This is a genomic window from Pseudomonas sp. 10S5, assembly GCF_035019745.1.
GTDB lineage: Bacteria > Pseudomonadota > Gammaproteobacteria > Pseudomonadales > Pseudomonadaceae > Aquipseudomonas.
Genome location: NZ_JASJVL010000010.1, coordinates 158100 through 179870 on the forward strand (window position 1 = coordinate 158100; position 21771 = coordinate 179870).

At 49.7% G+C, this 21771-nt stretch carries 20 protein-coding genes and 1 pseudogene; 10 read left to right on the forward strand and 11 right to left on the reverse strand.

Annotation, left to right across the window (positions count from 1 at the left end):
* Positions 1–55 precede the first annotated feature (55 nt).
* From QN378_RS13295 to QN378_RS13310, 4 genes are read right to left on the reverse strand one after another with little or no spacing between them, the layout of a single operon-like run.
* Complete coding sequence (locus QN378_RS13295) at positions 56–1282, reverse strand: MFS transporter (RefSeq protein WP_323548932.1); 1227 nt, start codon at positions 1280–1282, stop codon at positions 56–58.
* Entirely contained in the window at positions 1283–2407 is a 1125-nt protein-coding gene (locus tag QN378_RS13300) for a carbamoyltransferase C-terminal domain-containing protein (protein WP_323548933.1), read from the reverse strand.
* Between the two features lie 13 nt (positions 2408–2420).
* The gene (locus QN378_RS13305; RefSeq protein WP_323548935.1) at positions 2421–4277 is read right to left on the reverse strand and encodes a methyltransferase domain-containing protein; all 1857 of its coding nucleotides are present in this window, start codon (positions 4275–4277) and stop codon (positions 2421–2423) included.
* A 16-nt stretch (positions 4278–4293) separates the two neighbouring features.
* Complete coding sequence (locus QN378_RS13310; RefSeq protein WP_323548937.1) at positions 4294–5403, reverse strand: SagB/ThcOx family dehydrogenase; 1110 nt, start codon at positions 5401–5403, stop codon at positions 4294–4296.
* 470 nt (positions 5404–5873) lie between these two features.
* Here QN378_RS13310 and QN378_RS13315 point away from each other — a divergent pair.
* From QN378_RS13315 to moaE, 4 genes and pseudogenes are all read left to right on the forward strand, one after another.
* Positions 5874–6116: pseudogene (locus QN378_RS13315) on the forward strand (PhoH family protein); the annotation flags it as partial.
* A 179-nt stretch (positions 6117–6295) separates the two neighbouring features.
* Positions 6296–6778 carry a cyclic pyranopterin monophosphate synthase MoaC gene (moaC, locus tag QN378_RS13320; protein WP_322201264.1) on the forward strand — a complete coding sequence of 161 codons (483 nt, stop codon included), beginning with the start codon at positions 6296–6298 and terminating at the stop codon, positions 6776–6778.
* The gene (locus QN378_RS13325; RefSeq protein ID WP_322201266.1) at positions 6775–7020 is read left to right on the forward strand and encodes a MoaD/ThiS family protein; all 246 of its coding nucleotides are present in this window, start codon (positions 6775–6777) and stop codon (positions 7018–7020) included. Before moaC ends, QN378_RS13325 begins: the two co-directional genes overlap by 4 nt.
* A gap of 2 nt (positions 7021–7022) precedes the next feature.
* Positions 7023–7481, forward strand: coding sequence for a molybdopterin synthase catalytic subunit MoaE (gene moaE / locus QN378_RS13330; protein WP_322201268.1), 459 nt, complete (start codon positions 7023–7025; stop codon positions 7479–7481).
* Between the two features lie 46 nt (positions 7482–7527).
* On the opposite strand, the gene rhlB is transcribed toward moaE, so the two are convergent.
* Both rhlB and QN378_RS13340 read right to left on the reverse strand, forming a co-directional pair.
* Positions 7528–9006, reverse strand: a complete 1479-nt coding sequence (gene rhlB / locus QN378_RS13335) for an ATP-dependent RNA helicase RhlB (RefSeq protein WP_322201270.1) — start codon at positions 9004–9006, stop codon at positions 7528–7530.
* A gap of 146 nt (positions 9007–9152) precedes the next feature.
* A complete protein-coding gene (locus QN378_RS13340; RefSeq protein WP_322201272.1) occupies positions 9153–9809 on the reverse strand; it encodes an alpha/beta hydrolase in 657 nt (218 codons plus the stop codon).
* 480 nt (positions 9810–10289) lie between these two features.
* Between QN378_RS13340 and QN378_RS13345 the strand changes: the two genes are divergently transcribed.
* The 4 genes from QN378_RS13345 to QN378_RS13360 all read left to right on the forward strand — a co-directional run bounded on the left by QN378_RS13345 (position 10290) and on the right by QN378_RS13360 (position 14456).
* On the forward strand, positions 10290–11321 hold the full coding sequence (locus QN378_RS13345; RefSeq protein WP_322201274.1) for an amino acid ABC transporter substrate-binding protein: 1032 nt from the start codon (positions 10290–10292) through the stop codon (positions 11319–11321).
* 70 nt (positions 11322–11391) lie between these two features.
* Positions 11392–12573 (forward strand): amino acid ABC transporter permease, encoded by a 1182-nt coding sequence (locus QN378_RS13350; protein ID WP_322201276.1) that lies wholly within the window; start codon positions 11392–11394, stop codon positions 12571–12573.
* A 10-nt stretch (positions 12574–12583) separates the two neighbouring features.
* Positions 12584–13681 carry an amino acid ABC transporter permease gene (locus QN378_RS13355; protein WP_323548942.1) on the forward strand — a complete coding sequence of 366 codons (1098 nt, stop codon included), beginning with the start codon at positions 12584–12586 and terminating at the stop codon, positions 13679–13681.
* A 10-nt stretch (positions 13682–13691) separates the two neighbouring features.
* Positions 13692–14456, forward strand: a complete 765-nt coding sequence (locus tag QN378_RS13360) for an amino acid ABC transporter ATP-binding protein (RefSeq protein ID WP_322201280.1) — start codon at positions 13692–13694, stop codon at positions 14454–14456.
* 907 nt (positions 14457–15363) lie between these two features.
* On the opposite strand, the gene QN378_RS13365 is transcribed toward QN378_RS13360, so the two are convergent.
* From QN378_RS13365 to tssD, 5 genes are all read right to left on the reverse strand, one after another.
* Complete coding sequence (locus QN378_RS13365; protein ID WP_322201282.1) at positions 15364–15894, reverse strand: hypothetical protein; 531 nt, start codon at positions 15892–15894, stop codon at positions 15364–15366.
* 327 nt (positions 15895–16221) lie between these two features.
* Positions 16222–16821, reverse strand: a complete 600-nt coding sequence (locus tag QN378_RS13370; RefSeq protein ID WP_323548943.1) for a DUF4225 domain-containing protein — start codon at positions 16819–16821, stop codon at positions 16222–16224.
* Positions 16822–17336: 515 nt separating this feature from the next.
* Positions 17337–18041: a DUF4225 domain-containing protein gene (locus QN378_RS13375; RefSeq protein WP_323548945.1), complete on the reverse strand. Its 705-nt coding sequence runs from the start codon at positions 18039–18041 to the stop codon at positions 17337–17339.
* Positions 18029–18523: an Hcp family type VI secretion system effector gene (locus QN378_RS13380; protein ID WP_323548946.1), complete on the reverse strand. Its 495-nt coding sequence runs from the start codon at positions 18521–18523 to the stop codon at positions 18029–18031. Before QN378_RS13380 ends, QN378_RS13375 begins: the two co-directional genes overlap by 13 nt.
* A gap of 251 nt (positions 18524–18774) precedes the next feature.
* Positions 18775–19257, reverse strand: coding sequence for a type VI secretion system tube protein TssD (gene tssD, locus QN378_RS13385; protein WP_323548948.1), 483 nt, complete (start codon positions 19255–19257; stop codon positions 18775–18777).
* A 560-nt stretch (positions 19258–19817) separates the two neighbouring features.
* Here tssD and QN378_RS13390 point away from each other — a divergent pair.
* On the forward strand, positions 19818–21110 hold the full coding sequence (locus tag QN378_RS13390) for a CynX/NimT family MFS transporter (protein WP_323548949.1): 1293 nt from the start codon (positions 19818–19820) through the stop codon (positions 21108–21110).
* 93 nt (positions 21111–21203) lie between these two features.
* The gene (locus QN378_RS13395) at positions 21204–21674 is read left to right on the forward strand and encodes a nuclear transport factor 2 family protein (protein WP_322201294.1); all 471 of its coding nucleotides are present in this window, start codon (positions 21204–21206) and stop codon (positions 21672–21674) included.
* The last annotated feature ends 97 nt before the right edge of the window (positions 21675–21771 follow it).

Here is a 21771-nt window from a genome sequence, read left to right on the forward strand (position 1 = left end):
CTGATCGGGCGGCTGTGTTTAAAAATGGCCGCCCGATTTCCTTGCCTGACAGCATCTACTCGCTCTGCATTCTGATTTTTTCAGAGTGATATTGATCCCTATGTTCAAAATATAGCCATGCCCCGACGATAACAGCGAACACACCGGCGAAACAAAAGACTCCTCCAATTGTTATAAGGCGGGATAGCCAAGCGCCCAGTATTGGAGTCGTAATCATGAGCGCCAAGGAAAGGCTTCGAGCAGTGGCTGAAAGAACGCCTAGATGGGAAACAGGGCAATATTTTTGCAGCGTAATCCCAAATCCAAGGGCGGTGAGTCCGTACGCTATTCCCGCCACAAGAAACAGTGACATGAAGACGACTATATTGGCCAAGTGAGGAATGGTTGGAAGCAAACCGGCCAAGATGACGGCAACCCCAAAAAGTGATAGGGAAAGTGTGGAGCAGAGTGAGAGTCGGGCTGGATAAATTTTAGGGAAAATTAGCCCCGATAATATTCCGCCTACTGCGGTGGCACTGACGACAGCCCCGAAGGCGTACGACTCCAAGCCGAAATTTTTTAGGAAAAGACTTAATAGAGAGTCATAACATCCAAGCACAGCCGACTGCACCATGGTGCAGATGAAAAATAGCCTTGTAATAGGACCATGTTTGAAAAATGATTTGAACGCCTCAAGACTACCGAACGACCTCATCTCGGGGTTTTGAGTGACAGAGGATGTGGAATGAGTAATTGATAAAACGATTACGCAAATAGTGCCGATCAAGGAAAATACCGCTGATACTAAAAAACCTGAAGATTTGTCTGCGACGCTTGCTATGATGCCAGCCGCCAATGGAGAACACACTTTTATAAATTGATCCATGATGGTGACGAGAGATATATTTTTTACAAGATCTTCATTGGATAGTAATTTTCTCGTAAGGATTATCTCTGCAGAGCCTGAGCCTAGGTTGGCGAGCCCCTTCATGAAAACGAAGACTAAGAAGACTGTTTGAGACGTCGCCGAAAATAACAGGCAGGCAACAAAACAGCGAGTAAGGAAGCTCCAGCAGATAAATTTGAACGGGCTCGTGCGGTCTGCTAGAGCACCGAACAGTGGTCCCAATAAAAGAGGAGGTAGCCCGTACAATGCAGCAGCGAGTCCTAGCGTTTCAGCAGAGGCATCGAAGCCAAACGTTAATACTGTAAATATTAGAACGAAGTCTACCCAAAGCGTAACCGAGGTGCTTAGTCTGATACCACACAGATAACCGTATCCAGCGATGTTGGGAATATTCACTTAGCTTGCCTTCGCTTTTCTATACATATTTTGGTTTATGACATAAGTCGATATTCCATTTTGAAGGCAGAACGCTTCAATGTCTGAGTGGGAGTTTATGAAACCTCTACCTTTGAAGTTAAGAGAGGTGTTACAGAGTACGCCCACTCCGGAATGCGTTTTGAAGGCGGAAAGCAAATCGTACATCGCAGGATTGTCCACTGCTGTTACGGTCTGAACTCTCGCTGTTCCGTCGATATGTGTGATAGCCCTTAATTTGCGGTCGATAACATTATAAAATGACATCATATATTTGCTTTTAACACACCCTTCAAAATAAATTCCAGCGTCTTCTTCGATACAGATTGGTGCTATCGGCCGATATCTTTCTCTTTCTTTTATTATATTTAATTTTTCTGTTGTTTCGATAGAAAATGGGGCCGCGATAATTGACCGATTTCCTAGGGCGCGGGGACCTATTTCACAGTTGCCTTGGACCCAGCAAACTATCTCTCCTGTGGCTAGTGTTTCGGAAACCTCGTCTAAGCACAGAGGTTTTTCCAGGAAAACTGAACTGTTCTTTGGGATGTCATAGATAAATGACTGAGCAGAATACACGGACCACTCGATCTTTACTTTTCCAGTCAAGTTATGTTGAGTCGCAGCTGCGGCTCCGATTCCTACGCCTGTGTCATTGGTGCATGGCGGAACAAAAACGGCATCAAATAGACCCGATTTTTCCCACATCCGGTTCCACTCGCAATTCAACCCACACCCGCCCGCAATTTTATTGTCCGCATAAGGAGAGAGTGCGTAAGAAGCAATTATGTGCGACAGTTCATGGCTGCAGTGGGTCCACTTCAGTGAGTTCTGGCCTAACTTATATTCTCTACTTTCGAAGTTAAGGCCTAAATAACCTCCGTCGGTAGGAGCGTTTCGAGGGTCGTGCCCTTCCGCCCAACCGCTTATAGCTACCGCATCCAAATCATCGGAATACTTTAGCGTTGCTTCTATTAATGATTTCGTAGAAACAGGGGCATATCGTTGTCCACTATTTTTCTCGGCTTCATGGCTAAATGCTAGCTTCCCGTCCTCTAACAAACAGATGTGGCCGTCGTGCCCGGTATTGACGCCTAGTATTTTCATTTAAATTCTCTTGTTAGGTGTGGTTAGGTTTAAGCCAAAACAAATACATGGCACCAAAAAAACTAGGATTCGATTTTTCAAATATGTCCCAATTTTCAAAAAAATCTTCCAACGAGGTGGAGTCATAAAATTGACGGAAGCCCGGGGAATTTCTTTCGCCGGCCCGTTCAAAACCCGCAAAAGTGGCTTTGGTTAAATGTAATAATTCAGATATTTTTTGTACTGTATAGGTGTGTTTTAGTGGGTTAAAAAACAAATCCATACAGCCAGATCGATTATAAAAATCTGGTGATTTTATAATTTCATTAAAGGCCTCGGCGGAGCTATTAAGTAAAATGAAATCTCTTATCCTCGGCAGATTTTTCGGCGAAAATGAAATTTCAGACTCAGAAAACTGTTGAGCCAATTTCTTTAGTGGCTGTCTCGCCAAGGTGCTATAAAGGCCTAATTTTAAAACGCCACCTGGTTTTAAAGAAGAAAGAAGTGCTCGGCAACCTTTAACCGGATATTTAAGATGGTGCAGAACACCAATGCACTCAATGAGCCGGAATTTTATTTTTAGCTCATCGACATCGTAGATGCTACCTTGGACAAAGGTTATATTTGCGACGTTTAGCTCTCTACTTTTGGTCAGGGCATACTGTAGGCTTGCCATACTAATATCCAAGCCGATAATATTAGTTTCGGGATAGGTAAGCGCTAATTGAATGGCGTGTCTTCCGGTGCCACAACCCGCCACGAGTATAAATTCCCCGTTATTTTTTAAAGACGTTCGATTAACGTTTAGCTGAGAAAGGGCTTCATTTAGCGTTGTCTCTCTGTAATAAGGTACTGACGACCACGCTGGATAGGGATACGCTTCATAAAAATCAGCCGTGATTTCTCTTTTTCTGCAGGACGCCATAACGAAGATTTCGGGACTGCCTATGTGCAGGTTGTTCGCGTTTACAGGGTGAGCTTGATAGGCTCCTACTGGAAAGCTTTCGTTTGGTGAGTAACGGCTGTAAGACGCCAATACACGCTCTATAGCTTTACATCTGCAGGTGGAAATGCTGTCGTCGCTCTGATACAGTTTTAACGACTCTATTATTTCCTGATCTTCAGTTTCAATTTTGTAGATGTAGCCGTTGAGACGGCATTGGGCGCTCATAGCTGCCAGAAATGGTAAATGCTTTCCGTTGTAGCAGTCTTGTATAAGTTGTCGCGCGATCTTTCTTCGCGCTCGGCGAATCTCCATTTCAATGATGGGTGAGTTAACTAGTTGTGTAGAAATGAGCTTTAATGTGTTGGCGTTATCTTCAAGCAGATCTGAAGTGTTAAGTATGTTTTTTGTCTCGCCAGCTCTTGATAGGGTAACTAGATGTCCGAGCTGTTCGAAATAAATATTTGCCACCGCTTGTTTATCCAAGAGTGTGTTATCTATCAGTGGAGCCAGAGAGTCAAAAATAACCCTGTCAAATGATTCGATATGTAGACTCTGTAGTAATCTGAGGTAGTTTTTTGATAGCTCACCTGTTGAGTTGGATTCGAGTTTTATCGCGGCTTGGTATGTCCACACTGCGGCGCTATGTTGGTTGCTATATTCGTATGCTGAAGCTAGATTCTGATAATATTTTAACTGTGTTTCTGTTGTTTTACTCGCTGCGCATGCCTTTTTGTAGAAGCTTAGCGCTAGTTTTATTTCGCCTTGTTCCTCGTGCAGAATCGCTAGATTGTTGAGCGCTCTATCATTTGTCGGGTCAAGCAGAAGGCTTTGTTTGTAACGTTTATGGGCGTCGGCAAAATTATTCTCTGTCAAAGCGATATCTGCTTGTAGGCGCAGGTGTTCTGATTTTTCTTTTTTCTCATCACTAGGGGCAGTTTTGCTCACATCACGACTTCCTTTATCATGGATTCGAGTTTAGGAGTTGTAATACGCCAGGGCTTAAAGGGTCTGAGTAGCCGGGGCCCCCAGCCATTACAAATATGGACTGCTCTTTAAATCCGTCAACCTTTATGAGGTCGTTAAGTAGATTGTCTATAAAGTATCCCGTAACCCATGTGTTAAGGGAGTAAGCGGTGGTTACCAAATTGAAGGTTTGAGATAAATGGCCAACATCCAATAGTCCCGAACGATATGCTCGTGAATGTGGGTATTTCCACCATAATTTATCGAATCTCGTAGTGAGAACAATAAGAAATGAAGCTTCGATCGCAAAACTCTGATAGCAAAGAATTTTTTCTAGTGATGGATCAATCACTAGGTCTATTTCTGTCAGCACATGTTGATGTGATCTATAGTGATAAATTCCTCTACTTAGACCATCGACGTTAAGTGCGATTAGGTATGCTTCAGTTGCCTGGAGACATCCCGCGCTGGGTGATGATCGTCTGTATCCGACTGTCCTAACTCCTCGTTTTTCCATTTCTTCTTTGTGGGAGTCGCCGTGAATTGCCCCAAACGTTGAATACAAAATATCGGCTACGATTGATACAGGAACTGCGTCAAATCTAAAGTTTCGACTCGTCCTTCTTTCCCACAGGGCGCCTTGAAGATTCATATTTTGGATGGGCGCTCCGTTATAATCAGGCAGAGTGATTATTTTGCCTTCGCGCTCGGTTTCCAAATCAGGCATCGTGTCTTCGATACTCTGGCAGAAATCAATATAGCCTGATTCAGTATCCTCTAGTTTTGATATTTCAGAGGGGAAATTATGCTTGCTGCCATAATGAAATATCTTGGATATTAAATCCCATCCCCACTTTCCACGTTCTGCGGCCAGCTTTTTATAATCAAGCGCTTGATCAGCCAGCAGTAATATTCCGGCTTCAATCAGCAGCTCGTCCTCAGGTTGAGCTTGATAAGGAAGATGGCTATATTCAGTGAGTTCAAATATCCTATCAAGATATGTTTTTTCAAGAATTTCGTATTGCTCTCCGGTATTTAAATTCCATAGACCAAAAACGCCATCATTGAGCGTTATGACTATCTCTTCACTGATTACGAATTCACGCATGACTGATTCCTTTGAGGAAAAGACGCTGAGCGGTTATCCGCCCAGCGTCAACATTATTACTTGGCCATTTTCGATTTTTTGTCCATAGGAGTAATCAAAGTGTTGTAAGCATTATTGGAGAGTGCAGTTAAACGGGTTTGCAGATTAATCTTACGCATCATCAATTCCTTTTCTAGTTGGGGTAATGGGTCTTTCGACTCCACGAGTTAAAGAATAATATTTATATGTTTTCAGTCAATAAAAATATTGCGTGATGTTTCCTACAGATAAAACATTTGTCCTTGTAGGGAGTTTCTGTCTGTTAAATTTAATTGGTTTATTTTGTTGTTTTATTTCAATAATTTACAAGGATCTAGATATGTGTTTGGCTAGGGCGAGATTCGTATTTGAAATATATTGTAATAGCTATTTTTTGGGTTTTCTTACCAGTTGGTTATGCACCTAAGCCCTATGTCAGGACAGATCGGCGGATCGACGAATGCCAAAACCTCACACCGCACCAGATGAAAACCATCATCACCCGTGCCGGTGCCGGTTCCAAAGTAGTGTGCCTGGGTAACCTGGCGCAAATCGATACGCCTTACCTGTCGGCCACCAGTTCTGGCCTCACTTACCTGACGGAGCGTTTCAAAGACTTCCCCAATGGTGTGCACATTACCCTGCAAGGGGTACCCCGTTCGATCCTGGCTGAGTATGCGGAGAGTCATTTGTAAGAACGTTTGCTGACAATAGAGGACCCCTGTGGGAGCGAATTCATTCGCGAAAGCGGCTTATCAGGCGCTAAAGAGGTATCGCCTGCACCGCCGTATTCGCGGATGAATCCGCTCCCACAGGTTTGTTAGCGTGCCTCACTTTAGGTTTACACTCCGCACTCCTGCTCAGGAGTAATGTTGTGCTGACTCATCTCGATTCCCAAGGTCGCGCCAATATGGTCGACGTCACTGAAAAAGAAGTGACGTTCCGTGAGGCGGTGGCCGAAGCGTTTGTACGTATGCGTCCCGAAACCCTGCAACTGATTGTCAGCGGCGGTCATCCCAAGGGGGATGTGTTTGCTGTGGCGCGGATTGCCGGCATTCAGGCGGCGAAAAAAACCTCTGATCTAATCCCCTTGTGCCACCCGTTGATGCTGACTGGGGTCAAAGTAGAGCTGAGTGCGGAAGGTAACGACGCTGTGCGCATCGTCGCCCGCTGCAAGCTTTCCGGGCAGACCGGTGTAGAAATGGAAGCGCTGACTGCCGCGAGTATCGCTGCGTTGACGATCTATGACATGTGCAAGGCCGTGGACCGTGGCATGGTCATTGAAAACGTGCGGTTGCTGGAAAAGCTTGGCGGTAAGAGTGGGCACTTTGTAGCCGACGAGGCGGGTGCTCAATGAGCGTTCAAGTATTGTATTTCGCCCGGTTTCGCGAGGTGTTGGGCTTGGAAACTGAAACGGCGGAGGGCGACTACCACTCCGTCCGGGCACTGCGTGAATACTTGGTGTTGCGCGGCGGGGCCTGGCAAATTCTGGCTGAACAGAACCTGATGTGCGCGCGTAACGAAGAGCTGTGTCAGCTGGACGAACCCCTGGTTTCAGGCGATGAAGTCGCGTTTTTCCCGCCTGTGACCGGAGGCTGAACATGGCGATTCGGGTGCAGACAGCGGCGTTCGATCCGGGCCTGGAAGTCAATGCGCTACACGCCGCCAACGTAGGCATCGGTGCGGTGGTCAGTTTCGTGGGCTATGTGCGTGATTTCAACGACGGTCGGGAAGTGGCGGGCATGTTCCTTGAGCATTATCCGGGCATGACCGAAAAAGCCTTGGCCAAAATCACGGTTGAAGCTGAGCAGCGCTGGCCGTTGCTGAAACTGGAAGTGCTGCATCGCATTGGTGCTTTGGAGCAGGGAGAACCCATCGTCTTCGTTGGCGTCGCCAGTGCACACCGGCAAGCGGCGTTCGATGCCTGTGCGTTTGTGATGGATTACTTGAAAACCCGAGCGCCGTTCTGGAAGAAAGAAAACACCAGTGACGGGCCGCGTTGGGTAGAGGGCCGGGACAGTGATCATGCAGCGGCGGGGCGGTGGGACAGTAAAGCCTGAAACTAGTCTGTAGGGGCCAACACGTTGGCTCCTACAGACAATGGGGTCACAGCGGCACAGCACTCTTGCGCACGACCGGTTTCAGCAGTTCCATCGGCGGCGTTTCGCAGCTGATCTTGCGGCCCAGCAGCGCTTCGATGGACGGCAACTGATACGAGTCATCTTCGCCGGCAAAGCTGATCGAAACGCCGCTGGCGCCCGCACGACCGGTACGGCCAATGCGGTGCACGTAATCGTCTGGGACTTCCGGCAGGGTGAAGTTGATCACATGGCTGATGCCATCAATGTGGATTCCACGACCGGCCACGTCTGTGGCAACCAACACACGAATCTTGCCTTCGCGAAAGCCTTCCAGAGTCTTGATACGTTTGTGTTGCGGCACGTCGCCGGACAACTGCGCAGCGTTGACGCCATCTCGGACCAGACGCTCTTCGATGCGCCGCACTTCATCTTTGCGGTTGGCAAACACCATCACCCGTTCCCAATTGTTCTCGGTGACCAGGTTGTAGAGCAACTTGTATTTGTCAGCGGCGGCAACGGCATAGATATGCTGCTCGACCATGTCACTGGCAACGTTCAAAGCCTCGATTTCAACGATTGAAGGCTCGGTCGTCCATTGTTTCGCAAGGTTCATTACGTCTTCGGTGAAGGTCGCGGAGAACAGCAGGGTCTGACGTTCGCCCTTGTGCGGCGTTTGGCGAATGATCTGCCGGACCTGTGGGATGAAGCCCATGTCGAGCATGCGGTCGGCTTCGTCCAGTACCATCACCTCGACCATATCCAGATGCACTTCGCCGCGCTGGTTGAAATCCAGCAGGCGCCCCGGCGTGGCTACGAGAATGTCGCAATGACGGGCTTCGAGCTGCTTGAGTTGCTTGTCGAAGTCCATGCCGCCGACGAAGGTCATGACATTGAGGCCGGTGTACTTGGTCAATAGCGCCGCGTCTTTGGCAATTTGCACTACCAGTTCGCGGGTTGGCGCGATGATCAACGCACGCGGCTCGCCCATGTACCGCTCTTTAGGCGGAGGGGTCTGCTGTAGTTGCGTGATAATCGAAATCAGGAACGCGGCGGTCTTGCCGGTGCCGGTCTGTGCGCGACCGATTGCATCTTTGCCCGCGAGGGTGAAACCCAATACTTCAGCCTGAATCGGCGTGCAGTAGGGGAAGCCCAGGTCGTGGATCGCATGCATCAATTCAGGCGACAAGTTGAAATCGTGGAAGCGGGTTTTGCCTTCCTGTGGTTCAACGACAAAGTCTTGAAGCTTCCAGGTGCTGACTGGCGGTTTGGGCGCACGTTCACGACGGGGGCGTTCTGGCTTTGGCGTTGCAAGTTTTGCGCTGACGATGTCTGCGTCTTGACCCTGGGCAGGCGTGCTGACAGGTGCCGAATGATGGGGATTACGTTGCCGTGGATCGCTATCGGTTGGGCCGACGGCAACAGGCGAGGAGGCGATAGGGCTGGGCGCGAGTTGCACAACCTCGCTTTTACCGAACATCTTTTTGAGTGCTTTGAGCACGGTCATCTCATCAATTGATTAAGGAATGTACGTCGGGCAGTGTAAAGCAAGAACCTCCTGCGGCGTAGTGCCATCCGGAAGCGCTACAGGACGCGTCAAGTCAGGGCTTCACAGTGCGCTGTAGTTCGCTTCTTACACTCGCAACGGAGTTTTCAACTAAGCTTTTGTGCCAGCCAGACTCCGATGTCAGTAATCTCCTGCGGTAACACTTCGTGCCCCATTGGGTATTCCTGCCATGTAACGGTTACGCCCGAGGCCTTAAGGGCGTCATGCGCAGCGCGGCCCATGGCATTTTTGACCACATCGTCACGGTCACCATGCAAGCAACACACCGGAATCTGCTTTTGGCTCGCGGACAATGTCAGTAGTTCGCTAAAAGTCGGAGCGTAAGTAGACAGCGCAAGCACGCCGCCCAACGGTCCCTGCCAGCGCAAGAAAGCGGCGTGTAAAACGACCGCGCCGCCTTGAGAAAAGCCTGCCAGAAATATCCGTGCCGGGTCGATGCCGCTGTCACGTTGCGCTTCGATCAGGTTCAACACCATCAGTGCAGAAACCTCCAACTCCTCGCGATTAATGGCCCGCGCAGGGTTCATGGCCAAAATATCGTACCAACTGGGCATGGTATAGCCGCCGTTGATTGTGACGGCACGGTCCGGTGCCTGAGGCAGGATGAAGCGTGTAGTAAGCAAGGTTTGTTGGAGCATTTCTGCAACCGGCATGAAGTCATACCGATCGGCACCAAGACCGTGCAACCAGATCACGCAGGCATCGGCCGCGTTGATGGGCTCAAGAATCAAAGGGTCGCTCATTGTTGCTCCATTAATGTGCGCACGCGCTGTTTTAGTGCGTTGACGCGGTGCGCAATTGAAATAAATAGTTAATAAGATGTCGCAAGGTTACAAGTATTGGACTTGACCTGTCGTTAATTCGACATCGCCAGCGTGCTGGTACGGGCTTTGCTATGAAACCCCCTGAGTGAATGCGTTTGCTCCGGCGGTAACACTATCAGGTGGCTGATGGCTGGAGTAGGCACTGAATCCATGCATCAAGATTCTGCGTACAGTTCGTTTTGTACCGGATTGGTCCAGCGGACATCATGGGGCTTCAATCCATTTGACTGATTGCGGGCTAAGGTTAATCGGGTGTCGAGTAGATCTCGGACGCGATCCTGGCCTAGGTCTTACGTAGCATTGACCCAAAAATAAGCCGACACGGGTCAGCAATGCCTCACAAGGGTGCGACGGGACTGAAGCTCTACACAACAAGAGCAAAACTTGGAGGTTTGTTGAATGAAGATGTTGAAATCTACCCTGGCGGTACTGACTGCCGCTGCAATTCTCGGCGTAAGCAGCTTCGCTCAGGCGGGCACTACCCTTGATGCGATACAGAAGAAGGGCTTTATTCAGTGCGGCGTCAGTGATGGCCTGCCAGGTTTTTCGGTGCCTGATTCCAAAGGCGTCATCCAAGGTATCGACGCAGACTTCTGCCGTGCAGTCGCTGCTGCAGTTTTCGGTGATGCTACCAAGGTCAAATTCAGCCAGCTGAACGCTAAAGAGCGTTTCACCGCGCTGCAATCGGGCGAGATCGACATTCTGTCGCGTAACACCACGTGGACCAGCTCCCGTGATGCAAGCATGGGCTTGATCTTCCCTGGCTTTGTTACCTATTACGACGGTGTGGGTTTCCTGGCCAACAAGAAACTGGGTGTGAAAAGCGCCAAGGAACTGGATGGCGCTACCATCTGTATTCAGGCCGGCACCACCACCGAGCTGAACGTTTCTGACTACTTCCGCGCCAACAACCTGAAGTACACGCCGATCACATTCGACACCTCCGACGAAAGTGCCAAGTCGCTGGAAAGCGGCCGTTGCGACGTTCTGACTTCCGACAAATCCCAGCTTTACGCACAGCGCAGCAAACTGGCTTCGCCGGCAGACTACGTTGTACTGCCTGAAACTATCTCCAAAGAACCTTTGGGGCCGGTTGTACGTAAGGGCGACGAAGATTGGATGGAGATCGTGCGCTGGACTGGCTTCGCTCTGCTGAACACTGAAGAAGCCGGCGTAACGTCGAAAAACGTTATGGATCTGGTCAAAAACGGCAAAAACCCTGACGTTGCTCGTCTGTTGGGTGTTGATGGCGAGTACGGCAAAGACCTGAAGCTACCTAAAGATTGGGTTGTGAAGATCGTTTCGCAAGTCGGTAACTACGGTGAAATCTTCGAGAAAAACCTCGGTAAGGCCACACCACTGGCGATCGACCGTGGTATGAACGCTTTGTGGACCAATGGCGGCATCCAATACGCACCACCAGTACGCTGATAGGCCCTGCGCTCGGTAATCCATAACGGTTACCGAGCGCTGTCTGTTGCATTTTTTCCTGGGGCACTTCATGCAAAATCAAATCGGCGCACCCAAGCAGAGGTTCTCCCTCAGCGACCCAAAAGTGCGTGCGTGGCTATTTCAGATCATCACGATTGTCGCGGTGGTCTTCATGGGTTGGTATCTGTTCGATAACACCCAGACAAACCTTCAACACCGCGGTATTACCTCTGGCTTCGAGTTTCTTGATCGCAGCGCCGGATTCGGTATTGCTCAGCATCTGATTCCCTATGTCGAATCGGACACCTACTCGCGCGTTTTTGTTATCGGTTTGCTCAACACACTGCTGGTCACGTTTATCGGCGTGATACTGGCAACGCTGCTGGGCTTCATCGTCGGCGTGTCACGGCTATCGTCCAACTGGATGATTAATAAGCTGGCGACTGTTTATGTAGAAGTCTTCCGTAACATTCCGCCGCTGCTGCAGATTTTATTCTGGTACTTCGCGGTCTTCTTGACCATGCCAGGGCCTCGTAGCAGTTACAGCTTCGCCAGCATGTTTTTCTTCAGCAATCGTGGCTTGAATATGCCCGGTGCTCTTTTGACTGACGCTTTTTGGCCGTTTTTTGCCAGTATTGTGTTGGCAATAGTAGCCATCGTGTTTATGTCTCGCTGGGCGACCAAACGGTTCGAAGCCACTGGCGTTCCTTTTCACAAGTTTTGGGTTGGGTTGGCCCTGTTTCTGGTCATCCCTGCACTGGACGTGCTGATCGTCGGTAGCCCGTTGCAATGGGAAATGCCTGAACTCAAAGGGTTCAACTTCGTCGGTGGCTGGGTAATGATCCCGGAGTTGCTGGCGCTGACCATTGCCTTGACGGTGTACACGGCTGCGTTTATCGCTGAAATCGTGCGCTCCGGGATCAAATCGGTCAGCCACGGGCAGACCGAGGCCGCTCGTTCGTTGGGGCTGCGTCCGGGTCCAACCCTGCGCAAGGTCATCATCCCGCAAGCGTTGCGCGTGATCATTCCTCCGCTGACCAGCCAATACCTGAACCTGGCGAAGAACTCGTCGTTGGCGGCGGGTATCGGTTACCCGGAAATGGTTTCGTTGTTCGCCGGTACGGTGCTCAATCAGACCGGTCAAGCTATTGAGGTGATTGCGATCACCATGAGCGTGTACCTGGCAATCAGCATCAGCATTTCGCTGTTGATGAACTGGTACAACAAGCGCATTGCGCTGATCGAGCGGTGAGGAAAAGCTCATGACAACTCATTCTTTCAAACCCGACATGACGCCGCCAAAAATGAGCGTGGGCGCCGTGGCGTGGATGCGGGCCAACCTGTTCTCCAGCTGGCTCAACACATTGTTAACGCTGTTGGCGTTTTACCTGATTTGGCTCATCGTGCCGCCGTTGCTGCATTGGGCGATCTTCGATGCCAATTGGGTGGGTACAACCCGCCAAGACTGCACCAAGTCGGGCGCATGTTGGGTGTTTATCGAGCAGCGCTTTGGCCAGTTCATGTACGGCTATTTCCCGCCTGAACTGCGTTGGCGAGTGAACCTGACGGTTATATTGGCCGTCGTCGGCGTTGCGCCGTTGTTCATGAAAATGATGACCCGCAAAGCGATCTATGGCTTCAGCTTTCTGGTGATCTATCCGATCGTGGCTTATTTCCTTTTGCGAGGCGGCATTTTCGGCTTGACCAGAGTGGCCACGAGCCAGTGGGGCGGGTTGATGTTGACCTTGGTGATTGCCACCGTCGGTATCGCCGGCGCATTGCCTTTAGGTGTTGTACTGGCCCTTGGTCGACGTTCTAGCATGCCGGCGATTCGCGTGGTCTGCGTGACCTTCATCGAGTTCTGGCGCGGCGTTCCATTGATCACCGTATTGTTCATGTCGTCAGTGATGCTGCCGTTGTTCCTGCCAGAAGGCATGAGCTTCGACAAACTGTTGCGCGCACTGATCGGAGTGATTTTGTTCCAGTCGGCCTACGTGGCTGAAGTGGTACGTGGTGGCTTGCAAGCCATCCCTAAAGGTCAGTACGAAGCGGCCGCTGCGATGGGCTTGGGTTACTGGCGCAGCATGGGCCTGGTGATTCTGCCGCAAGCGTTGAAAATGGTGATTCCGGGCATCGTCAACACGATCATTGCCCTGTTCAAAGACACCAGCCTGGTGATCATCATCGGCTTGTTCGACCTGCTCAACAGTGTCAAACAAGCAGCCGCCGACCCGAAATGGCTCGGTATGGCCACCGAAGGCTATGTCTTCGCTGCGCTGGTGTTCTGGATCTTCTGTTTCGGCATGTCCCGCTACTCCATGCATTTGGAGCGTAAGTTGGACACAGGCCACAAGCGTTAGGAGTTTTGTGATGACTGAAGTGAGCAAACTGCCTCTGGGCGCCGAAGGCATGATCCAGATGGAAGGCGTACACAAGTGGTACGGCCAGTTCCACGTACTCAAAGATATCAACCTGAACGTCCGCCAAGGCGAGCGTATCGTTTTGTGCGGCCCGTCGGGTTCGGGTAAGTCGACCACCATCCGCTGCCTCAATCGTCTGGAAGAACACCAGCAAGGCCGGATCGTGGTCGATGGCACTGAGTTGACCAACGACCTCAAACAGATCGAAACGATTCGTCGTGAAGTGGGCATGGTGTTCCAGCACTTCAACCTGTTCCCGCACCTGACCATTCTGCAGAACTGCACCTTGGCCCCAATGTGGGTGCGCAAGATGCCCAAGCGTCAAGCGGAAGAAATCGCCATGCACTACCTGGAGCGTGTACGCATTCCAGAGCAGGCGCACAAATTCCCGGGTCAACTGTCCGGCGGTCAACAACAGCGCGTGGCGATTGCTCGCGCTCTGTGCATGAAGCCGAAAATCATGCTGTTCGACGAGCCAACCTCGGCCCTCGATCCAGAAATGGTTAAGGAAGTGCTCGACACCATGGTCAGCCTGGCAGAAGACGGCATGACCATGCTCTGCGTAACCCACGAAATGGGCTTCGCCCGTACCGTGGCAAACCGAGTGATCTTCATGGACAAAGGCGAGATTGTTGAAGAAGCCGAGCCTAATGCGTTCTTTGATAACCCGCAGAGCGACCGGACCAAGTTGTTCTTGAGCCAGATCTTGCACTAGTGGTTTTGATGATGTGAAGAAAAAACCCGGACTTAGTGTTCGGGTTTTTTTATGCGCAGCTGGCCAAATTTGGTGGGAGCAGGCGTGCCTGCGAAAGCGGTGGGGCGGGCGGTGGAGATGTTGGCGAATTACACATCCTGTGGGTCCAGCCTAAACAACTCCACCATGCAATATTTCCATGAAAATGAGGGCGTTGGGCATGGAATACCACATGTTAAGCCCAACCAGCATCCACACGAAATTCAGCAGCGTAAATCTAGCATTACCCTTGCCTAGAAGATCATTCTCAAAATAGTTGATTGCACGCTGCGCTCCGATCCATAAGTAGATTTTTATATCCAGAGAGAACAGGGTGACTTGGCCCCCGTCAGTCTGGGGCAGTCAAATATCTGAACATCATATTTTCTTCCACTAACGCGAGGTTTTCGTACGACACGAATTTCGGCACGAAAACATCGTAGGGCAGGCTTGTCTGCGAAGGCCATTCATAGCTGAATGTCAGGCAAAACTCAGCGCCTATTTTTTCAATAAGCAACTTTCATTTCCCTGCATGCTTTATTCACTTTGGATTCAAAACATTTTCCGGCCCGGCTTTTTCAAATAAGCACGCATTGCATAAGTCCCAGTGACCAAAAGGGATACAAAGAACACGCCCATGACATATCGCGATTGAATGGGTGTTAATGTTGCGATCCTCAATAATATATTCCCGGCAATAACAGTATAAAATACAGAGCAACAGATAATCACTCCGGCCCTTCCTAAAAAAAATTAAAACACGGATAAAATTATCTGCAATTCTCATAAAACCTCAAAATATAAAGTTTTTCATTGTTAATTTAAAAGATTTTCCAGAATAATATTCTTCTACTCCATGGATAAGCTACAGCTTCAGCATGAAGAATGATCATACAAAATGACAGCCAACCATCGATTTATCGATAACGTTTAAGAATAGAAATTTCCCATCGTTCAAAAACTCTTGGTGAAATATCGCGCAGAAAATGTTGTAAACCAATGCAGCGGTGGATTTTTCGACTGAAAATCCTTCGCCCGAAAGCGCAAACCTTGCCCAGAGAGAAGGTAAATAAATCATAAAGGCGAGCAGTATAAAAATATATGAGGTAACCCCATTGGGACCAAACGCTCCCCCGTTGGATTTCGGAATTATAGTATCTGGTCGCGCAAGCCAGTCTTGCAGTGGTTTCAACCAGAACAGAATAAATAAAACAGTGATCACGACATATACTATGAAATTTTTTACAGGTTTTTTTTCCCATTTGGCCAACGCTCGTCTCTGGTAGGTCTTTCGGCGGTCCGGGCTGGGGCAGGGCAAAACTACTGGCATAGGATCGCGTGAGAACCAGCTTTTTCGTTTCCATGGTACTGGGCTGGTGAAGAAGTAAGCGAACATGACGAGGAGTGATGCTCCGGCCATAATGGGGTTCTCCTTCACTCCTACAAATGGAATGTAGTTGTTCTCAAGGTAGTTCCAGTGCAAAGCGAAGCATGCGAGGATATACAAATAGTAGCCTAAGTATCTCGTGGGGGAGTAATTATCTCCTTATAATGCGCTCCTGGCCATAGAGCAGGCAGGTACAATAAAATACCTGCAATAATAAAAAGGCTGCTAAACAAATGATCATTCACTTTTAGCTTATCAAGTTTTCCCCGCTTCCCATGCGTCATATGCAGTTATCAAGGTGGTTGTTGCATCAAGCATCAAAGCCGGGACAGACGCTAGTTTGTATGCTCTTGTGAGATCTTACCTTATGTAACGAAATAGGCGCCGCGCTTCTAGTTTTAACATTAGTCGAGCGGAACCATATACTGACGTGAATATATCAACGCCTGCATAGGCCATATTGCCTTCAAACTCCCCATAGCCCAGCTTTTTCGAGATATCCTTATAAAGTATTCTGACAGGACCTTGCGTATCTGACTTGCCGTCGCGTAAATTTACACCGTTCTCGTACATATTGTTAAACCCATGGGCGACTACTATCGTGCCATATGGACAGGCCACCACAGAACCGCAGTACTTAGATCCCTCAATAACCTGAACCGTGCCAGCGGTAAATCCAATCGCATATTTAGCGACTTGCTGCGATTGTTCTACAATATCTTTTATGTTCTTTTTTAGCTCTTTTAACCCCCAGTCAGCACTCTTCCTCCCCTCCGCCACATCCCTGACAATACCCCGCGCATAATAAGCAACCTCACGGTTGAACTGTATTCTCAACATCCCGTCATGAATATGCTTGGCCGACACGGTGCACGCTTGGCTTGCCAATACACTTGCCGCAGTGGTCACTCGGAAGTAGTCATCGCTGCTAGGCTTTTGCTTGCCGTTTATTTGTTCCATGCGGAGTCATCCCAAGAGCTCCATCCGCTGGTATTGGCGAGGTGATTCGTCCAGGTGATATCGCGACAGCGGATAGCAATTTCCTCTTGAGGTTTGGCGTCATTTTCCGCGATGGAGATTCAGGCGTTACGTATTTTTTCTAAACTTCATAAGTCGAAATTACCGTTTTTCTTAAAGTGGTTAAAGGACCAGTAAAATCCAATTATATTAAGACATGAAAAAAATATAATTACGATGCAGCGCCAAAAAATAGGCTCTAGTGATATAAATTGCATAAGTAAGAAAAAGGTGACAGCCGTATAAAACCCAGCGGCAGCGGGGATCAACAATAACATTTGAAAAAAAGCAAAAACCTTTTGGTTAAATGCAGCTTTTTTTTTCATTGCGACACTCTACACTCAAATGTGGTTTTAGACTGTTAGGGCTGGCGACCTAAATGGCATCGCAAAACGAAAATATTTTCTGGGTAATTGGCGCCGACAGCCTACTGTCTACTGTTAAGAAGGTCCGATCGGTCATTGGTCGTTCAATTGGTACAATTGTCGAATTGTCATGCTATCGCTAAGTATTTCTAAAGCCAATGAGGGCTTATTCATTAGTCTATATGCCCTGAAGAGATCCGTAGGCATTGTACGAAATAGTTTCCATGTCTCGGGTTTCTGCACCTTTCGAATTAAACCCCATCCAGACAAGCTTAAATCGATGATGGCGTAGGCTTTATCTCCTGTGGCGTCTGTGCCAATCATGTTTTTTGCGATGTACCTATATACTTTTCTTACGGGGCCCTGCATGTTCGAATCTCCGGTCCATAAATTTACGCTGTTCTCTATAATGTTGTTGGTTCCGTCGGCTATGATTGTTGCACCAATGGGGCAAGTAATAACGCCAGTGCAGATTGCGGCTCCCCCCACCATCTGAGATACCCCCGCGACTACGCCAACGCTCTTTTGTCCGATTTCTACCGATTTTATTGCAAGTGCTTTTAATTCTACTGTTAACTCCTTCAACCCCCTCTCAGGGCTCTTCTTCCCCTCCGCCACATCCCTGACAATACCCCGAGCATAATAAGCAACCTCACGGTTGAACTGTATTCTCATCATCCCGTCATGAATATGCTTGGCCGACACGGTGCACGCTTGGCTTGCCAATACACTTGCCGCGTTGGTGACGCGGAAGTAGTCATCGCTGCTAGGTTTTTGCTTGCCGTTTATTTGTTCCATGCGGAGTCATCCCAAGAGCTCCATCCGCTGGTATTGGCGAGGTGATGCGTCCAGGTGATATCGCGATAGCGGATAGCAATGTGTTCCTGGGGTTCGGCGTCATTTTCCGAAACAGCATGGGGCATTTCCATTTGCTGGTCGGCAATCTGGCAGTCTTTCAGCTTGATCGTGAAGAATTTTTCTTGAGTTCCGAACTTCGAGACTCGGTAGAAGGTAATCTCGCAGTTGACCACTTCACGGTTGGACAGCGCTTGTGCCAGTAACGGGGTGGCCTTATCGATGTTTTTAGTGATGAGTGCGGGTTGATGTGTGGCGTGGTTCGAGTTCTCAGCGTTGAACATTCGATGATCGAATGAGAGCACCATTATTTCATCCGTGTGTGCAGTCTGGCACTTGTTGCCAATTGATTCGTGGCTTGAGCAACCGGCTGAAATGAGCCCTTGCTGTTTACCGGTCATGGTCATGTATCCGTGATAAGCCATAGAGAGAATCTCCTGTGAAAAATTCGGGCTATTGTATGGCGAAAATTTTTAGTGGATGCGTAGGACCTTTCCGTAAATTCGCAGCATTCCCGCTAACCGACATGTCTGCCCTTGATTGATTGATACAAAATGAAACGGAGAGGTGGCCGCCCCTTATGAGTGGACATGTCAGCCCATTTCATCGCGTGAATGCGATCGACTTATTTTTTCATCGACAAATATGTTTCCACGGGTCTGATGCTTGCTGGTATTTATAAGTCGATTGTCGGAGTGAAGGACTCTCTGGTGCTTCCTTCGTGATATATCTGGCTGAGACTGCGGTAGCTAATGCCAAAGTGTTCTATGATTTTTTCACCGTTCCCCGAGAGCTCAGGTCGGCTTTCCATGTTATGCGAAGTGATGACGGCTCCCTCTAGAGTGAAGGTGAAGAATTTTTGTTGAGTGCCCGACGGCGACTCGCGGTAGAGGGTGATTCCGCATTCAATTATTTCTTCTTCTGCGAACGCTTGAGTCAGAAGGGGTGTGGATCGATCATCATCCTTGCTGAAAAAGAATGGATATTCGGATAGACCGTCTGAAGTCTCTTTTCTACTAAATTGGTGATTGAACGACAGCATCCTAATTTTATCAATGTGCTCAGGTTCACGTTTATCTTCTTTGGTTACCAAGATCGAGCCGCCAGAGATGAGCCCCAGTTTTCGCCCCATGATGGATATGTAAGAGTAAGGTGTCATTGGTTGAGCATCCTTTTTAACTTCCAATAATTATATTCATGTGTTTTACGAGAGGTAGGTCGAGCAATCGATGATTGCGCCTTAATTCAATAGCCGTGTTGCACTCAGCTTCTGCAAACGCCCCCTTTGAATTGCGGGACATTGTATTTCGAGGGTTTCTGCGAAGTATGTAGGACGTTTCCGAGATTTCGCTCAAGCGTAAAAAACGAGTGTCAAACAACGAATAACTTAGGGAGTCGCTAATATTAATTGTAGGAGCGCCCATCCCGCGATGGGCCCGGCGTCGCGCTCGACCGAGCGGTCCTGATAGTTTGACCCCGGTTCTAACGGGAAGAATCGAGTCGCGGTTTTTACAACTGCTTCGCAGCCGGTGCTAGCAAGCCCACTCCTACAGTTTAAATTTATATATTCAATGAATTATGTATTTTTGATAAGGGTTGACGAAGGCTGAGATAGGCCCAGAGAACTTTCTCCAAAAAGTAGGCGCCTACAGATTCGGAGCCAAGTGTCGCGCCCTAAAACAGCGCCCAACCTTGTTTTCTCTCCCGTTCTCCAACAGGATGCTCGATCCGCCTCCGAATCCTGACCCAGAGAACAACATGCCGACGCCCCACGAAATCAACGAGCTGCTGATCGATGCCGAGGCTGACGATCAGCAGGTCCAGCAACCGCACCCGGCATTAAAGCGCCCTTGGTTGCTGTTGCTCGGTTTGGTGTTGGTGGCGCTGAACCTGCGCCCGGCGTTGTCGAGTATGTCGCCGTTGCTGAGTGAGGTGTCCAATAGCCTTGGGTTGTCGGCGGCCAAGGCCGGTTTGCTGACGACCTTGCCGGTGTTGTGCCTCGGGCTGTTTGCGCCGCTGGCACCGGTGTTGGCACGGCGTTTTGGCAGTGAGCGGGTGGTGTTGGGAATTCTGCTGACGTTGGCGGGCGGGATTATCTTGCGCAGTTCGCTGGGTGAGTTCGGACTATTCGCCGGCAGCCTTTTAGCGGGCGCAAGTATCGGCATCATCGGCGTTTTGCTGCCGGGCATCGTTAAGCGTGACTTCGCTAAGCAGGCAGGCGCCATGACCGGTGTTTACACCATGGCGCTGAGCTTGGGTGCCGCTATTGCAGCCGGTGCGACAGTGCCGCTTAGTCATTATTTCGGCGGCAGTTGGTCCCTGGGCTTGGGCTTTTGGATGGTTCCAGCGCTGCTGGCGATGCTGTTCTGGCTGCCTCAGGCGCGTCACGGTCATGGCGCGCATTATGTGGCTTATCGAGTTCGTGGGTTGCTGCGCGATCCCCTGGCGTGGCAGGTCACTCTTTATATGGGCCTGCAATCGTCGCTGGCGTACATCGTGTTTGGCTGGTTGCCCTCGATCCTGATCAGTCGCGGGTTGTCGCCCACCGAGGCGGGGTTAGTGATGTCAGGTTCGATCATTGTGCAACTGGTCAGCGCGCTCACCGCGCCGTGGCTGGCAACGCGCGGTAAGGATCAGCGTTTGGGTATCTTGATCGTGATGCTGTTGACCGTCGGGGGATTATTCGGTTGCCTGCTCGCGCCGTTAAATGGCTTGCGGGGCTGGGCGGTCGTGTTGGGATTGGGGCAGGGCGGTACCTTCAGTCTGGCGTTAACGCTGATCGTGTTGCGCTCGCGGGACGCACACATTGCGGCCAACCTGTCGAGCATGGCCCAAGGCTTTGGCTACACGCTGGCCTCGCTGGGTCCTTTGGCTGTGGGCATCGTCCACGATCAAACCGGAGGCTGGAAGGCGGTGGGATGGATCTTTGCCGTTATCGGTTTGGCTGCCGTAATTTTTGGCTGGGGCGCGGGAAGGGCTGAATATGTACAGGTCAGCGCCGAAAAAGTCTGACAGGCGGTATTTATGAGGCGAATGCTGATAGTCAATTTACGCATTGCCGATTAATGTGCGGGGATCTTTCCGTTCGTCATGGAACCGACAAAAATGAGCGACGCTAACAGCGCAGTAATCATTGAGTTTTACCAAGCTTTTAACCGGCTCGATGCTGAGGCCATGAGCGCCTGTTACACCGAGGATGTCCTGTTTAGCGATCCTGTATTTGGTGAGTTGCGGGGCCGGCAAGTCGGTGACATGTGGCGGATGCTGACCTCCCGCGCCAAAGACTTTTCACTTACGTTCGACCATGTTCGCGCCAATGAGCTTACCGGCGGCGCGCACTGGGTTGCGACCTACCTGTTTAGCCAGACCGGTAATACGGTGGTCAACGATATTCAGGCCAGTTTCATCTTTCGCGATGGCAAGATCTGCGAACATCACGATCAGTTTGATCTGTGGCGCTGGTCGCGTCAGGCGTTAGGCACCAAGGGGCTGCTGCTGGGCTGGACGCCGCTGGTGAAAAACGCAATTCGGGCACAGGCCCAGAAGGGCTTGAAAGCATTTCAAGCCGGAGACTGAACGTGCGCGCCGAGATAATATTTATGTAGGCATTTTTTTATGCTCGGCTAGATAACGTCAATGCCTTATTCCCGCGATAAGGCAATTGCACAATGTC